The organism is Prevotella intermedia ATCC 25611 = DSM 20706 (assembly GCF_001953955.1).
Taxonomy (GTDB): domain Bacteria; phylum Bacteroidota; class Bacteroidia; order Bacteroidales; family Bacteroidaceae; genus Prevotella; species Prevotella intermedia.
The window spans coordinates 1004106-1020872 of record NZ_CP019300.1 but is presented as its reverse complement, the minus strand read 5'-3'; the positions used below and the strand labels follow the sequence as shown (position 1 = coordinate 1020872).

The window sequence follows — 16767 nt, the reverse complement described above, 5'->3', positions numbered from 1 at the left end:
AACTGACATATCCGCTTTCTGTTTTACTTATTTCACTAAATCGACAAGGGTTTGAACAATGCGTTCGGCAGAACGGCCGTCCCACCTATCAGGGATTGTGGCAGCCTTCCACTTGCCTCCAACCATATCGGAAACGGCAGTATGAAGTTTCTGCGCATCTTCGCCAACAAGGACATTTGTGCCTTGTTTCACGGTTTCAATGTGCTCGGTATAGCTGTTCAGCGTAGCACACGGAACGTTGGTAAAGGTGGCTTCTTCGGCAACATTGCCCGAATCGGTTATAATTCCTGCAGCATTCGACAACAAATAGCTAAACTCCAAGTAGCCCAAAGGCTGCACGAAACATAGATTTGCGTGCTTTGCTGCATCGAGCGAACGTACGATTTGCGCTGCATTCTCGCGCAACGGAGCAACAATAGGCATATTGCCTGCGGCTTCCAGCATAGCTTTCAGCATACGTTCCAAGTTGGCTTTGTCGTTCATCAGCACCTTACGGTTGAGCGTAAACATCAGATACTGCTTTGGTTTCAGGTGCAAATCGCTCACCGAAGCTATGTTTGCCAACGACAAATCGCCCATTCTTTCACGATTGAAGCGAATGTTGTCAATAAGAATATTGCCAACCATATACACACGGGAAAGCTCTGCGCCTTCTTTATTGGCAATGCTGTTGTTGCTCAGACCTGCGGTGAAAAGCACGTCCGACAGTCCGTCGATAACCAAACGATTTATTTCTTTCGGCATATTTATATCGAACGACCGAGTTCCTGCAGCAATGTGCGCCAAGGCTATGCCCTGTTTTTTTGCCACTATAGCCGCAGCCATAGTCGATGCAAGGTCGTCTACAACCACAACGACGTGTGTGGTGTTCTGCTGCAAATACTGTTCAAATTTCGACATTACCTGCCCCGTGAGTTCGTTCAGGTTCTCGCATTCCACACCGAGATATACATCGGGGCGTGGAATTTGAAGGTCGTCGAACAAGCTATCCTCCAATGTAGGGTCGGCTTTGCTACCCGCATAAACCAACGAGTAAGCAATGTTTCTGCCGTCCCAGCCTTCGTTTTGCCTCTTCTTGATAATTCTAATAATGGGCGCAACCTTCATAAAATTAGGGCGTGCGCCACAGAAAATACAGATTTTAAGTTCGCTATCTGTTCTTGTCATTTGCGTTTTTATTATCCTTTAAACATTTCTTTTATACCGCCAATCGAGCCCATAACGCCCGTTGCTTCGTATGGAAGGTAAACCGTCTTTTGGTTTTCGTTCTTCGCAAGTTCTTCCATCATCTGGATATACTTCTGTGCAATGAGGTAATTTGCAGGATTTGTGCTTTGCCCGACAGCGTCCGTGATTTTCTGAATTGCCACAGCTTCGGCTTCAGCAACACGTATTCGCGCTTCTGCCTGACCCTCTGCAATGAGTATAGCCTGTTGTCTGTCAGCCTCGGCACGGTTGATTCGCGATGTCTTTTCACCTTCCGACTGGAGTATGGCTGCTTGTTTTTCACCCTCACTGGTGAGAATTGTCGCACGTTTATTACGTTCTGCCTGCATCTGTTTCTCCATTGCTTGCAGCACACTCTCTGGTGGTGTGATGTCTTGAAGCTCTACACGGTTCACCTTGATACCCCATTTGTTGGTTGCATCGTCGAGAACTGAACGCAGCTTGGTGTTAATGGTGTCGCGGGAAGTGAGTGTTTGGTCGAGTTCCATCTCACCAATGATGTTACGAAGCGTGGTTTGCGTCAGTTTTTCGATAGCATTTGGTAGGTTGTTTATTTCGTACACAGCCTTGAAAGGGTCCATAATCTGGAAATAAAGCAACGCATTGATTTGCATCTGAATATTGTCTTTCGTGATAACATTCTGACGGTCGAAATCGTAAACCTGCTCGCGTAGGTCTATAACGTTCGTGTAGACATAGCGTCCGCGGCGCACTGCCACCATCTCTTTCGCTCTATCGATAAACGGAATGATGATATTGATACCCGGTTGCAAAGTTGCGAAGTATCGTCCTAAGCGTTCAATGATGCGTGTTTCACTCTGTGGGATTATAACGATTGCCTTTTTAGCAAAGACGACTGCCAATACAACGATGGCAATTAATACATAAGCTCCAATGTCCATAATGATAAAGTAATTTATTTGTTTATAAAAAGTAAACTATTCTGCTCTCTCCACGGTTACGATAATCGAGTTTAAAGCCACGATACGCACCGTTGTTCCTTCTTCAATAGCAAGATTATCGGTTGCAACAGCTTTCCATGAATCGCCGTCCACCTTTACTCTTCCGTGTCCGTTTGCTGCTATTGGTTCTGTAACCTTGCCCGTTCTGCCTATAATGGCATCGGCATTACTGACTCTGTTATCTTTGTTTTTATGCAGATACTTCAGCGCAAATGGGCGGACAAAGAAGATACTTAATGCACTAACTACCGCAAAGACAATAACCTGCAACGTAAAACTATCGCTGAAAGCCGACACAATGGCAGCTGCAACACCCCCTATGGCAAAACACATAATGAAGAAATCGCCATTGGTTAATTCCAACACGAGGCACAACAGGCTTACTAAAAGCCATGCCAACCAAAGATTTTCTAAGAAGTATTGTATCATAGCGTAATGATTATTTAATTAGAATGTAAAGTTAATACTTTAAAATGAGACCAACAACTTTTTGGTAAAGAAAATGAAAAGAGGGAGTCAAACTCCCTCTTTCCTATATTCTGCTTACTTTCTTTCTTATATTCTGCTTACTTCTTCTGCTGTGTTTCCTTTACTTTTCTAACCTTTCTGCGGTATATCCAAGCAACACCGTTATCTTCCAACGTTATGGTTTTACTTATTTCTGTTGGCCAACTGTCCTTTCCAATACGTGTTTCAGTGTGCGTATATACTGCCCGGTCGGTTTCTTCCAAGGTCGTATCGGGTTCGTATTCATAATCTTCTACAACCGAATCCCATTCTGTTGTATCCCATTCTGCAGTATCAATGTAATCTGTATCAACGGATACTGTGTCGTAATCATAATCTTCATCAGACGCCATTGAATCTACTTCAACGCTGTCAATCTCAACACTATCAGCCCAATTATCTTCATTATCGCTGCTGTAATAAGGTGTGGTATATTTGTACAAATCAGTGATAGATGTCCATTCTCCTTGTTTATCCTTCGTTGTAATTGATGTAAAATACTCCATAAGTCTGTTTGTACCGTCGAGTGGGCGTCCTTTCGTAACAGAGCCTTCGGTCAGCGGATTGGCAAAAGTCTGAATTAAATCAAGCAGACTTGGTGCATATAAAGCATAAAGATGGGTTAAGAACTTTATATAGGGTTTTCCCATAAGGCTCAAAGCCTGCGTTGCAAAACTATTATAGCTGCATATGGGGGTAGCTGATTCTGAAGGATTCTCGCCATAAACCAACTTTATCAGGGTTTCTGATATTTCTGCTGACACCTCTTCCGAATTGCTCACAATATATGATTTCATATCGTGAGTAAAGGTAAAAATAAGCGGACGCTTTTTAAAAATATCGCCCACACGATGATAAAACAAACTATCAGAAACCGGTTCTAGTTTCTTTTTTGTATAATTGACACTCTCTAACAGGTCTACTTGTATAGTTGTAGTGAACGGAGAAACATCTAAAACTGTTAAGCGGACTTTACACGAAAGATAGGGCTCTTTTCTTTCTATTCCACGGAAAAGGTTATTATCATCTTCTATAATAGAGGTAAAGTCGAGCATTGTGTTTATCGAATCGGGGGTACCGCTCTGTGTTTGTTCGAGTGAAAACTCGTAAACAGCAGATTGTCCTTTCTCAAACTTAGGACAATATCCACTGTTCTTCTGTGCCCATAAACCATTGGTTGCAAGCAATGTTATGATGGTTAAGAATACTCGCATCTTATTTTGTTGTTTCTTTATTGTTTTCATCTTGTCTGTTTCTTTAATTCTTGCGTCGTCTTACTACTTGATAAATTGTGCCAACACCATTTGGATAATTGATGGTAACAGTATTTTCGTACTTTTCCAACCAACTTTTCTTATCCATTTTCACATCTATTACATTCTGAGCCTTGCACAATACCTTCCCATCGTCATATAATAGCGAATCTTCTTTATCTGTTGCAATTGTATCTATATCAACATAATCCATTTCCATAGAGTCTATACTAATTGAATCCACATTACTTGCATACATGTCGTTGTCAAGTTCGTATAAACTTGAATACATATCCATATTCATTTTAAGGTTCATTTCTCTGCCTTTACCTTTTGTTACATCGCTTACAAACTTAAACGAGCCCTCTTCTTCTTTTAGCTCTCCTTCTTCTCGATGCCCCTCTTCACAGCGCAGACCATAGACTTCAGTAAAAGTATTAAAGCCTGGTACAAACATATAGAAGAAGATATCTATTGCCCTTCCTTTCTGCATCTTTGCTATCATCTTTTCATCAAGTTCCTCATCTTCGTTATCTAAGAAAGAAAGTTTTCGTTTGCGGCCTTCAGTAAGAAATTGCTTGTATAACTCATTAGTGTTGATTACTACCCATTCGCCTAACTTTCTTGACATCATCAAACGCATTTTGAAGTTCTTTGCCAAATTAATTATCTCTAAGAAATCTTTTGCATCTGAACTTCTTCTTAATTCCTTTGGCAAGCCTACATCAATAAGTTTAAGTTCCATAATATAGGCGTATGGTGTTGCCTCGAGTACCTTCAGCGAGAATTTACTTGATATACTGTCGCCAGTAGGAAGCATTCTTACTATATCTAAAAAATTAAATCCTCCCAAAGAAGTTGCAAATGGAGAATACAATTCCAACCCATCAACAGCGGCATTGTCACTGTTTCGCTGATAGGTTTTCTTCAATAAATGCTCGTAAATTACGGTTTGCCCTTTCTTGAAATCGGGCAAATAAGTTTGTTTATTTTGTGCTGATACCCAAAGAGTTGTGAGCAACAACAGTAACAAAGTGGCGGTTCTACGCATATTTTTATGATTTAATAAATTATGATTGCCGTTACAGTTTTGTAACTTTTATACTGCAAAATTATTTATTCTTAGTTAAATAAACAAACTATACGACATTTGTTTTTACTAAAAAGAAGCAAAGACAACGTTTTTTGCGAAAAAGTCCGTACTTTCGCAGCCAAAATAAACAGAAAAAGGCTACACGACAGCCAAGGTATTTAAAAGAAAAGATGAAAAAGATTAAGTATTTAGTGATGACCGTTGTTATCGCCACACTTGCTGCATGCGGAACTACTTCCACTGTGCCACTTACGGGACGCACACGCCAAATCAGCATAAGCGATTCAGAACTCCTTAGCTTAAGCAAAACGCAGTATGCAAAGTTTATGTCGAGCGCAAAGAAGTCGACAAACACAAAGAATACCCAAATGGTAACACGTGTTGGACGCAAACTTGCCAATGCCGTAGAATCCTATTTGCGCAATAACGGCTATGCAAACGAAGTAAGAAACTTCCAATGGGAATTTAATCTTGTACAAGACAAACAAGCCAACGCTTTCTGTATGCCAGGCGGTAAAATCGTTGTTTTCGAAGATTTGCTGCCCTATACACAAAACGAAGCTGGACTTGCCATCGTGTTAGGACACGAAATAGCGCACGCAGTGGCAAAGCACAGTGCCGAACAAATAACAAAGAAACAAAATCAAAGCGTAGGCACAGCTATCTTGGGAACGGTACTAAACTCTGCTGTTGGCAGCGGTACTGGCGATATTGTAAGCTCGGTAGCCTCAACAGGCTTATCGCTTCTGAACCTGAAGTATAGCAGAAAGAACGAGAAGGAAGCCGACTATATGGGACTTATCTTTGCTGCTATGGCAGGTTACGACCCTCAAAACGCCATTCCGTTCTGGCAACGTATGTCAGCTTCGTCGAAAGGTTCATCAATGGAGTTCCTAAGTAGGCACCCTTCTGATGCCGCTCGCATTAAAAACATTCAAGGTTGGATGCCCGAAGCAATGAAATATTATCAGGAAAGCAAAAGGAGATAAAGCTCTGAAAAAGCCTTCTGTACGGTGAAAATTGAGCGATAATCGTGTAAATATTTTTCACAAGCACAAGTATTGCATAACTAACTCGTTATCAACATATTGCAAAACCTATTGTTTTGCATTCCAAAAGCGTAGGTTTTACACGGTAAAAGCGGCTGTTTTGCGTTGCAAAACAGCCGCTTTTGCAATGCCAAATCGAAATTATCATTTTTCCTACGAATAATCTTTACAAAGTAGAGGGGTTTCTTTGTGTTTAGTTTAAAGGTTTCTATGAATTATAGAGAAATTAGATTTCCTAAAAAGAATGCTTTTTCTTCGGTGCTAGGAACGTAATGAATCACGCCCCAACCTGCCAACGTGCATTATAAAAACTTATTAGGGACGAATAAAAAGAAAAAGAAAAGGCTGACTTCACAGCCAGCCTTAATCCTATACAAAAACATTATGAAATAATTTTATTTCGCGAACAAGATTTTCATTACTAACCTTGGTATGGACTCTACCATACCCATTTTATTATTGTACTCGGTTGCAAGTGCGACATTTTCTTTCACAATAGCGTTCGCACTGCACTCGAATGTCATATCCAAGCATTGCCCCCAGTATGAAATCTTCCTCTGGAGTAAGCTGGTTTAGTGGCTTGGTTACGAATAACCGTATAGCATCTAAACATTCCTTGCGTCCGAAAAACAGGTTTAAGCTACTGTTTCCGACTGGCTGAATGATGAAAGGTATCTGCTGACTGTGAAGACGTGCGGTAACAAAGTCTTCATACTTCTTGTTGAAAGTATAAAGTACCATCTGCCGTACTCCTTTCTTGAACTCATAAATATGATTCAATAAGACCTTCATGTCGGTTGCCATTCCTTCCATTATATATACAAATGCTTAGATGCTATCTAAATTTTATTATAAAGAACCTTTGATACTGCTTAACCAAGCGTCGATTCTGCCTTCGGTCAAGTCGTCTTCGTTTACATCGTCAAGTGCAAGACCAATGAACTCGCCGTCTACAACAGCATCGCTATCGTCGAATGTATAGCCTTCGGTAGGTACACTTCCGATGATGTTTGCGCCTTCGGCAGCATCGTAGATTTCCTTCATTGCGCTGCAGAAAGTATCTGAGTATGATTCGCTGTCGCCACAACCGAAAAGTGCTACCGTCTTGCCTGAAAGGTCTGCGCCTTTTAGAACGTTCACGCCATCGTACCAATCGTCTTGCAATTCGCCTGCTCCCCAAGTAGAGGTACCAAGGATTAGGTTGTCGTGATTAGCAACGGTGTCAGCAGAAAAATCTGCAACGTTGATAGCTTCTACACCCAATTTCTCTGCAATGGTGTTTGCAATGTTCTCACATGTACCGGTTGATGAACCGAAAACTACTATTGTACTCTTCATATTCGTATTGATATTTTGTTACGTTTGTTTTGTTTACGTTTGCAAAGATAGAGAGTTTCCTTGTTCCGTGCAATACCTAAAAATAGGGGTTCTTGCAAAATACCTACTTTTAAGTAGTGGTTTGTTAGCTTTAACGCAGCGTTTTCTACAAGAAAAGAAGTTACAAACGGACTTTAATATTTTTATTTTACATTCATTAAAGAAATCGCAGCAAAACACCTAAACAAAGTTAGTAAAACGCAAAAAAGATGGTAGCGCAAAATGTTTCCGCATTTTACGCTACCATCTTCTATCATTAGAAATTGCCATTTGCACAATTTCCGAATACCTATTATATGTTATTTCACTACAAGCTTATCGCTTCCTGCAGCTTTAAAACTCATATCCAATCCCTTTACGCTATGTGTCAGTGCGCCAAAAGATATGAAATCGACACCTGCTTTTGCGTATGGTATCATCGTGTCGTAGGTTATTCCGCCACTCGATTCCGTTTCGCAACGTCCTGCAACAGTGTCTACCGCCTTTCGAGTGTCTTCGGGTGTGAAGTTATCGAACATAATACGGTCGCAGCCTTCCGCCAATGCCTCGTCGAGTTCTTTGAAATTGCGCACTTCGCACTCTATTTTCAAATCCTTGCCTTTCTCCTTGCAGTAGGCTTTTGCACGCGAAATAGCATTGTGAACCCCACCACAGAAGTCGATGTGGTTGTCTTTCAAGAGTATCATATCGAAAAGACCGATACGGTGGTTTGTACCTCCGCCGATATGGACAGCCTCTTTCTCAAGCATACGCATACCTGGAGTAGTCTTGCGGGTGTCTAAAACACGTGTCTTTGTGCCTGCATCAATCAGGGTTTGCTGGTATTTGTGGGTCATTGTGGCTATGCCGCTCATACGCTGGAGTATGTTGAGCATCAAGCGTTCTGTCTGCAAAAGACTTTGTTCGCGCCCCTTTACGCTCATAACAATATCGCCGGGCTTTACGTGTGCGCCGTCTTCGATATACACTTCCACCACGAGTTCGGGGTCGAAGCGATGGAAAACACGCTTTGCAATGTCTACTCCTGCAAATATTCCTTCTTCTTTTATCAGCAATTTGCTTTCGCCCATAGCGTCGGCAGGTATGCAACAAAGGGTTGTATGGTCGCCATCGCCAATATCTTCGCTAAAGGCAAGGTCGATTAATCTATCGTTTAATTCTTCTACTTGTAACATATCGCTATTATATAAATAAGGTGGAAAACGGATTGCAGCGTACTACAAACCAAGTTTCCTTGATATTTCCAACATCTTATTGATAGGACGCACAGCCTTTTCTGCAATTTCAGGGTCTACCTCTATCGTAGGCCATTCGTGCTTAATACAGTTGTACAGTTTCCTCATTGTAATGAGCTTCATGTAGTTGCATTCGTTGCAGGCACGCGGTTCTTCGTTCGATGGCGCAGGAATAAAGGTCTTTTGCGGTGCAGACTTCTGCATTTCGTGAAGTATGCCCACTTCTGTAACGACAATGAACTTTTGTGCGTCGTCGTTGATACTGAACTTCAGCAAAGCAGCCGTGCTGCCTACCTTGTCGGCAAGTGCAGCTACTTCGCCCGTACATTCAGGGTGTGCCAATACCTTTGCATCGGGGTGTTGTTGCTTCAGCTGCTTAATGCCTTCCACTGAAAAGCGTTCGTGCACATGGCAACCACCGTCCCAAAGCAGCATATTGCGACCTGTGATACGATTGATGTAGCCTCCGAGGTTCTTGTCGGGACCGAAAATAATCTTTGTATCTTTAGGGAACGACTCCACAACTTGGCACGCATTGCTACTGGTAACGACAACATCAGTGAGCGATTTTGTTGCTGCCGTAGTGTTTACATAGCTTATTACGGTGTGGTCGGGGTGAGCTTTCACAAACTTCTCGAATGTATCGGTTGGGCAACTCTCTGCCAACGAACAAGAAGCGTTAAGGTCTGGCACCAGAATAGTTTTATCGGGACAAAGTATCTTGTTGGTTTCGCCCATGAAATGCACGCCACACATTACGATAATATCGGCATCGGTAGTGGCTGCTTTCTGCGCAAGGGCAAGGCTGTCGCCTACGAAATCAGCCAAGTCCTGCACTTCTGCGTCTGTGTAATAATGTGCCATTATCACGGCATTCTTCTCTTTACACATACGTTTTATTTCAGTCTTTACATCTATATTGGCAGGTATTGGTTCGTCAATAAAGCCCTGTTCGCTCCATTTCTTATCAATCATGTCTTATAATATTTATTGTATTTCCTAACAGTTAATCTTTCTTTTGCGGGTCGTTGGCGTGCTTCGGATAGTCTATTGTATAATGTAAGCCACGGCTTTCCTTGCGTGCTATTGCCTGACGGGTTATCAGATAACCTACGTTTATCATATTTCGCAGTTCGCAAATATCCTTTGTGGCCTTTACTTGCTTGAAGAGTTGCTCGGTTTCTTCGTAAAGAAGGTCGAGTCTGCTCCAAGCTCTTTTCAAGCGTAAGTTGCTGCGCACAATGCCAACATAGTTGCTCATGACCTCGCCCACTTCCTTTACGCTCTGTGTTATCAGCACTCGTTCTTCGTTAGAGAGTGTGCCAGCATCGTCCCATTCGGGTATATCGGTGTTGAATTGATAGTCGTCGATAACGTCAAGCGTGTGCTCTGCAGCCGATTTAGCATAGACAGCAGCCTCTACAAGCGAATTGCTTGCCAGACGATTGCCCCCATGCAATCCCGTACAGGCACATTCGCCAACCGCATAAAGTCGCTTTATGGTGCTTTCGCCGTTCAGGTCTACCTTTATGCCACCGCACATATAGTGGGCACTTGGACACACTGGAATATACTCCTTGGTTATGTCTATGCCCAAACTAAGGCACTTTGCGTATATGTGCGGAAAGTGCTTTCGGGTTTCGTCGGCATCTTTGTGCGTTACATCGAGGCAGACGTAGGCAAGTCCGTGTATCTTCATTTCGTGGTCGATAGCCCTTGCCACTACATCGCGGGGAGCGAGCGAAAGTCGCTCATCGTATTTCTGCATAAACTCGTCGCCATTGGGCAGACGAAGAATACCGCCATAACCACGCATCGCTTCGGTTATCAGGAAAGCAGGACGGGTTTCTTTCGGATTGTAAAGCACCGTAGGGTGGAACTGCACGAACTCCATATCGGCAACGGTTCCTTTCGCTCTATACACCATTGCCACACCGTCGCCAGTGGCTATGCTCGGGTTCGACGTTGTGCCATAGACAGCTCCGCAACCGCCAGTTGCCATAAGCATAACCTTGCTTAAATAGGTGTCTATCTTCTGCGTGGCAGGGTTCAAGATGTACGCACCGTAACATTCTATATTCGGTGTACGGCGTGTTACTTCAATTCCGAGATGATGTTGCGTAATGATTTCTACGGCATAATGATTTTCGAGCACCGTAATGTTCTCGTTGCTGCGCACTGCCGCCATAAGTCCGCGTTGTATTTCGGCTCCCGTATCGTCAGCATGGTGAAGTATGCGAAACTCGCTGTGTCCGCCTTCACGGTGTAAATCGTATGCGCCTTCGTTGTTCTTATCGAAGTTTACGCCCCAGCCGACAAGGTCGCTGATAGCTTGAGGGGCATTGCGAACAACGTGTTCCACCGCCTGCGGGTCGGAAATAAAGTCGCCAGCCACCATCGTATCGGTTATATGTTTCTCGAAATTGTCTATCGATAAGTTGGTAACAGAGGCTATACCGCCCTGCGCTTTCGTTGTATTTGCTTCGTCGAGCGTGGTTTTACACACCAATACAACCTTGCCCTTACCGCTATTTGCAACGCGAAGGGCGTAGCTCATTCCGGCTATGCCCCCGCCTATGACAAGAATATCTGACTTATGTATCATGCTAATATTGCAGTTTTTCAGAACAGATGCAAAAGTAATAATATTTTCTTAATATGCCAACACAAAGCCTTTTTACTTACAATTAAATTGCCGAGAAATGCGTGAGTATTTTATACTTGCTGCGTATTCTCTCAAAATTGTCTTATAAGACAATTTAAATTCTCCTATAAGACAATTTTAATTCTCTTATAAGGGAATTTCGCACCTCTGCTAACCGCTGATTGCCAATGAGTTACAAAAGCATATTTTTAGCCCTTAAAAAGGGGGAAATCGGTGCGTGAAAAAGACGCTTTTTATCTGGCTGAAACAACGTCGTACCAGCAAAGAAATAAAAAGATTTTTGCGTTGCTTAACGCTTTACAAACTTCTGATGATTGCGAATGTATATGCCACGTGGCAAATTGGCTTCGGAAGTACCCGCATAGCGTCCGTCAAGATGGTAAATGCGCTTGTCGCTCTCAGATGGCTGAGTACTTTCGTGTTGCGTAATGCCTGCCGCAGCCATTTGCAAAACCTCTTTCAGACCTTCATATACATTTATTTCGCCATAGCCATACCAATTGTTCGGATAGGCCAGTGCCGTGTCGTAACGCGTGCACGTCTTGCGAAACACCTCCAAGCAATCCTGCGGTGTAAGGCGAGGGTACGCCTGAAGCCACAAGGCAATGGCACCGGCGACAACCGGCGACGACATTGATGTGCCGCTGTTGGCGTTCCAAGCATAGGTTCTGCCATTGTGTTCAAAGTGCTTTACATCTGAAGCCAACGGTGCTCCTGCATTCTTCGGATTCATTATGAAATAACTGCTGTAAGCCGAAACGACGTTCTGTCCCGGTGCCATCACGTCGGGTTTGATTCGCCCATCTATGGTCGGACCGATACCAGAGAACGATGTCCGCCGTCCGTCAGTGCCTTTGTCGTAGTCTTTCCATTCGCCTAAATAGTTCAGAAAGCCTCGTCTGTAAGCCGTTGCTCCTACCGAAATAACGCTTGGCGCACTCGATGGCGAGTGAATGCTGTAACTATTATCGCCCATCTTTAACATCGGATTTTGGTCGTGTGGTGGCAGGAACCCCCTTATGCGATAAAGGTCTATCGTTGCTTCGCTACTTGCAAATTCTATCGAAACAGGCACATCGTATCCTAAATTAGGGCGACTTGCAAGGCGAATATCGTAAACCACGTCTTCCGCTTTATAGCTTGACGGATAGCCAAGAACACGCCATTCGTACATCTGACTGCCTATCTTAACGGAATCTATCAGCAAGGAGTCTTTGCAAGCAAGCACCTTCTCCATTGGTATTTCAACGACTTGGGCAGTAGGACTGTTGGCGGGAACTTTCATTCGGAATACAAACGGCTTGTCGGTCTTAGCCGTAAAGTAGGCACTTTCGCGGTTTCCCCACAACAACGATTCTATATTCGGAATGCCTTTGGGCTTGTGCACATAGTTTATCCAATCGGCATCGTTGCCTGCTGAAGCAACGATGATATGCCCTGCACCTGTCATCTTCTCGAGCATCTCGTAGTATAGTTGGTCGTAACCGTGGAAATCCTGATGCCCACCCTCGCTAAAGTTAATCACACAGGGCTTGCCTTGGCTGTCGGCATAGTCGAAAATATACTTAAAGCCCAACGCATCGGTAGCGTAGGTGTACTTGTAATAGTCTTCCTTGTCGATGAGTTCGATATTATCTCCTGCAGCATTTGCCACCATAACAATATCTGCTTCGTAGGCTATGCCGCGATATGGGCTTGTCTTGCCCGCTCCTTCTGCCCCACTTCCGGCTGCTATTCCTGCCGTATGTGTGCCGTGCGTCTGTGTAAGACCGTCTAAAGGGTGCCCTATCTGCAATAGTTCTTCCGTACCACGGTAGTCGCGCCCCACTGGCAACGTGCTGCCCTGCGTGTCTTTCGACAGTTGGTCCCAAAGGGCTTTAATGCGGTATTCCGTCATATCGGCATTGTAAAAGGTTGGGTGAGTTAGGTCGAAGCCAATGTCTTGCACCCCTACCACGACACCCTTACCCGTGTATGCCTGCGGCAAGCCTTGTCCACTGTAAACCGGCAAGGCATTCACCATTGTTATGGTAGTGTCCATTTGCACCCTGTTGCCATTGCCTGCTTCTATTCGCAATACGTTCCTTTCGTTTGAAAGACCTGCCAATTGGTTCAGGGGAATAGACAATATGTATATATCGTCTGCCTTTGCAAGCTGCCGACAGCCGTACTTCTCTATCGTATTTTCGGCATTGCTGCTAAACTTTGCAAATGCAGTGATAGTGGGCTGAAACTTCTTCGGACTGACCGAAAGCATCTGCCTGCTTTGTCGAATGGCATCGGTAGCAGCTTCACGCACCAGAGGCGACATCTTCGTGTAGTCGGGACGCTGTGCAAAACTGCCTGCTACAAACAATAAAAGTACTTGTAAAAGGAGTATTTTCTTCATATTATTCATTGCCTGTTATTCTCTATTCTCCTTGCAAAGAAAAGAAAAAAAAACGAATTAAGCAAATATTCACAATAAATCAGACCATATATACGTTTCCTTTAACGTGAATCCAAATACACTAAAATTTTAAAATAAACAATTTAAACTATCAACATGGAAACTAAAAAGTTATACCCTTGGCGCACAATCGCCTCTTTCCTGCTTGTTCTTTTTTCTATGCCATTAGGGCATGCGCTTATGATTATCATGGAAAAGACGATGTCTGAAAGTGCTGTTCATACTGCAGGCTTCTTGTTAGGGCTTGCTGGATTGATAATGGTTATTGTGGGTGTGTTCGTGAAAGGAGACACACGACAAACACTTTGGGGCTTCATCGGCGGCTTGCTGTTTTGGACAGGCTGGGTAGAATTTCTGTTTATGTACTACGCCCGTCGCTATGGTGTAATGCCAGAAATGGAGAATGGCGAGATAGTTACGAAACCCGAATACTTGATTATGCCTGCTTCGTTTGGCATGTGGGTTGCCATTATGGTGATGTATATATTCTCAACACGCAACGGTTGCGACTTTATTACATGGATTCAGCGCAAATGTTTCGGCAGAAAGCAATATACCATCTGTGCCCAACCTATGACACGCCACACCAGCATCGTTACCTTTATGGAAATATTCATGATACTTTGGGGACTGTATCTGCTGCTGATGTTCTGCTACGATAAGAATTTCTTGGGCGACCACCACCCTGTAACTTTCCTAATCGGTATCGGTTGCTTCATTGGTGCGCTATTTATGTTTAAACGACAGTTGTATTTGGCATCGTGGGGCGCAAACATCCGTATGTCTATTGCTACTGTTATCGTGTTTTGGACACCCATTGAAATTCTCGGACGCATTAACTTCTTCCATGAGTTTTGGGTTGAACCAGAGAAATACGCCTGGCAAATGACGGTTATATTAATTGCTTTTATTGCACTCGGAGTTTACCTTTGGATTAAGGGAACTAAACGAAAAGCAAAAAAGAACCAAAACAATTAAACTAAGAAAACAAAGAGATTAAAACACAATAACCGCCTCGAAAAGATTTTTCGAGGCGGTTATTGTGTTTTTGTTTATATCCCTATACTATAAACAAGACAAGTGTTTATGAGCTAATTCCTCAGAAACAATTTTAATTTACTTAATCAAATCAATGAAACTCGAAACGCTTGTAAGATTATAAACACTTGGAATGATGTTGTAGGCTTCTTGAAGTTTATTCTTTGCAGACCTCCAACCAACTCCATCAGTAACCCAAACGAACTCGAAACCTTCAACAGAATTAATCTTCAGAGCTATATCTGAATAAGAACGAGCAATCTCGTTAAGTTTAGAGCCACCACCACTATAGAAATTAACTTCTATAAGATAGTTCTTTTCCGTCGTTTCAATAACAAAGTCAAAACGTTTCTTATCATCACCAAGTACAGCTTGCAGGTCAGGCCATTCAGTAGAATAAACTTCCTTACGATAGGTTATATCGTTGTCTGAAAGTATTTTTCCAACCACATTTTCCATTACAACTCCACTTCTATTTTTGCGAGCATTGCTATCAAGACCTGTCTCAATACCAAATACATAATCTACTAAATCTTTGATTTTACGCTCTCTGAAGATTTCTGCAAGACCTGTATCTTCAAGGTATTCAATAACTCCATCAACACTTTCAAACAGCCTATCAAGAACGATACATTCACCCTTGGAATTGAGAACTACCCTTTTTCCTGCACTGCGAACTGCAATAAGAATATCCATAATGCTGAAAGCTGTTTTGTCACGATGCCAAATTGCTTCTACGCTCTTGCGAAGGTCGGTCGTACCAATAAGGCTGTTCAACATACAAAGGCTCAACTTGATATTATCAACATTATTGGAAATCTTTTCGAAATCGCAGAAGAAATCCAATGTTTGGTTTGTTTCGTGAAGTTGAGACATAAATTGTTCAAAGTTCTTTTCCATAGTTTTCGTTATGAAGATAGTGCTTTATTTAAACCATAGTTATTTGTAACATCTCTTTCCGCCACGTATTCAGGTTCTAACATAAAGTTGTCTACATAAGCATTAGTTTTGGTGTTTAAATAGTTATGCACCAATATCTCTGTCAGTTTACCTCTTTTCTGCGGATTAGAGTTAATGCTTCGTACAGCCCAAACCCGCTCTATCTTATATGCACCATAAAGAACATCGAAGAAACTGTCGGCTTCGTCCTTTCCTTTACAATCAGAATTACTGAGCATGAACTTATAACCAGCTGCATCAATCCTATCGCAAAATTCCTTCAAACGAACTTGCGCATCATCATTGAATGCCTCTTTAGTATAATCATTAAAACTCGAAGTATCGCTCAACGGGCGATAGGGAGGATCGAGATAAAACAATGTATCGCCATGAGCATGGGTAAATGTTGCTTCAAAATCGCCTGTCAAAATCTCTACACGCTGAAGTAAAGTACTGTCTCTGCGTATGGTATCAGGATCGCAAATAGTTGGATTGTCGTATTTTCCAAAGGGAACATTAAACAAACCTTTCTTATTTACCCTGTAAAGACCATTGAAACAAGTGCGATTCAAAAAGAAAAACATAGTTGTATTCTCTATCGAATCCAGATTTTTTTGATTATATCGAGCACGCACATCTATAAAGAACGCCTTGCGTTCTTCTTCTGTATCAAGCGATAAATAAGCAGTTTCTAACTGCCCAAGCGATTTTATAAGTTCTTCGGGGGTATCGCGAACAACTTTATAACAAGTCGTTAAATCTGAGTTAATATCATTAATTACAGCATGTTTGATATTTGGATACCGTTGCAACATGTAGAAAAGCATAGCTCCACCACCTACGAAAGGTTCAATATAGGTAACATTCTTCCACCTGCTAAAGTCAGCTGGAAGTTGTGCATCTAATTGCTCGATAAGTTGGCTTTTACCACCCACCCATTTAATAAAAGGTCTTGCTTTTGCCATTTTTCATC

General features: G+C 42.6%; 15 protein-coding genes. 2 read left to right on the top strand and 13 right to left on the bottom strand.

Annotated features, from left to right (window positions below; genetic code table 11):
* Positions 1-27: 27 nt before the first annotated feature.
* The 5 genes from BWX39_RS04200 to BWX39_RS04180 all read right to left on the bottom strand — a co-directional run bounded on the left by BWX39_RS04200 (position 28) and on the right by BWX39_RS04180 (position 5000).
* Positions 28-1167 (bottom strand): UDP-N-acetyl glucosamine 2-epimerase, encoded by a 1140-nt coding sequence (locus tag BWX39_RS04200; protein ID WP_014710319.1) that lies wholly within the window; start codon positions 1165-1167, stop codon positions 28-30.
* An 11-nt stretch (positions 1168-1178) separates the two neighbouring features.
* Complete coding sequence (locus tag BWX39_RS04195; protein ID WP_028904790.1) at positions 1179-2129, bottom strand: SPFH domain-containing protein; 951 nt, start codon at positions 2127-2129, stop codon at positions 1179-1181.
* A 36-nt stretch (positions 2130-2165) separates the two neighbouring features.
* On the bottom strand, positions 2166-2618 hold the full coding sequence (locus tag BWX39_RS04190) for an NfeD family protein (protein ID WP_028904791.1): 453 nt from the start codon (positions 2616-2618) through the stop codon (positions 2166-2168).
* Positions 2619-2755: 137 nt separating this feature from the next.
* Positions 2756-3940 carry a hypothetical protein gene (locus tag BWX39_RS04185; RefSeq protein WP_028904792.1) on the bottom strand — a complete coding sequence of 395 codons (1185 nt, stop codon included), beginning with the start codon at positions 3938-3940 and terminating at the stop codon, positions 2756-2758.
* 13 nt (positions 3941-3953) lie between these two features.
* Positions 3954-5000 carry a hypothetical protein gene (locus tag BWX39_RS04180; RefSeq protein ID WP_028904793.1) on the bottom strand — a complete coding sequence of 349 codons (1047 nt, stop codon included), beginning with the start codon at positions 4998-5000 and terminating at the stop codon, positions 3954-3956.
* Between the two features lie 212 nt (positions 5001-5212).
* On the opposite strand from BWX39_RS04180, the gene BWX39_RS04175 reads away from it, so the two are divergent.
* Positions 5213-6031, top strand: coding sequence for a M48 family metallopeptidase (locus BWX39_RS04175; protein WP_028904794.1), 819 nt, complete (start codon positions 5213-5215; stop codon positions 6029-6031).
* A 516-nt stretch (positions 6032-6547) separates the two neighbouring features.
* Here the strand turns inward: BWX39_RS04175 and BWX39_RS04170 are convergent.
* From BWX39_RS04170 to BWX39_RS04145, 6 genes are all read right to left on the bottom strand, one after another.
* The gene (locus BWX39_RS04170; protein ID WP_028904795.1) at positions 6548-6895 is read right to left on the bottom strand and encodes a DUF2023 family protein; all 348 of its coding nucleotides are present in this window, start codon (positions 6893-6895) and stop codon (positions 6548-6550) included.
* A gap of 45 nt (positions 6896-6940) precedes the next feature.
* Positions 6941-7429 (bottom strand): flavodoxin FldA, encoded by a 489-nt coding sequence (gene fldA, locus BWX39_RS04165; RefSeq protein ID WP_014710326.1) that lies wholly within the window; start codon positions 7427-7429, stop codon positions 6941-6943.
* A 338-nt stretch (positions 7430-7767) separates the two neighbouring features.
* Positions 7768-8643 (bottom strand): carboxylating nicotinate-nucleotide diphosphorylase, encoded by an 876-nt coding sequence (nadC, locus tag BWX39_RS04160; protein WP_028904796.1) that lies wholly within the window; start codon positions 8641-8643, stop codon positions 7768-7770.
* A 42-nt stretch (positions 8644-8685) separates the two neighbouring features.
* Positions 8686-9678 carry a quinolinate synthase NadA gene (gene nadA / locus BWX39_RS04155; protein ID WP_004362727.1) on the bottom strand — a complete coding sequence of 331 codons (993 nt, stop codon included), beginning with the start codon at positions 9676-9678 and terminating at the stop codon, positions 8686-8688.
* A gap of 31 nt (positions 9679-9709) precedes the next feature.
* A complete protein-coding gene (nadB, locus tag BWX39_RS04150) occupies positions 9710-11308 on the bottom strand; it encodes an L-aspartate oxidase (RefSeq protein WP_028904797.1) in 1599 nt (532 codons plus the stop codon).
* Between the two features lie 349 nt (positions 11309-11657).
* The gene (locus BWX39_RS04145) at positions 11658-13766 is read right to left on the bottom strand and encodes a S8 family serine peptidase (RefSeq protein WP_036860227.1); all 2109 of its coding nucleotides are present in this window, start codon (positions 13764-13766) and stop codon (positions 11658-11660) included.
* A 147-nt stretch (positions 13767-13913) separates the two neighbouring features.
* On the opposite strand from BWX39_RS04145, the gene BWX39_RS04140 reads away from it, so the two are divergent.
* The gene (locus BWX39_RS04140) at positions 13914-14795 is read left to right on the top strand and encodes a hypothetical protein (protein ID WP_028904799.1); all 882 of its coding nucleotides are present in this window, start codon (positions 13914-13916) and stop codon (positions 14793-14795) included.
* Between the two features lie 138 nt (positions 14796-14933).
* On the opposite strand, the gene BWX39_RS04135 is transcribed toward BWX39_RS04140, so the two are convergent.
* Together BWX39_RS04135 and BWX39_RS04130 are read right to left on the bottom strand one after the other, a co-directional pair.
* Complete coding sequence (locus tag BWX39_RS04135; protein ID WP_028904800.1) at positions 14934-15755, bottom strand: type II restriction endonuclease; 822 nt, start codon at positions 15753-15755, stop codon at positions 14934-14936.
* Positions 15756-15763: 8 nt separating this feature from the next.
* Entirely contained in the window at positions 15764-16759 is a 996-nt protein-coding gene (locus tag BWX39_RS04130; RefSeq protein ID WP_028904801.1) for a DNA adenine methylase, read from the bottom strand.
* Between the last annotated feature and the right edge of the window lie 8 nt (positions 16760-16767).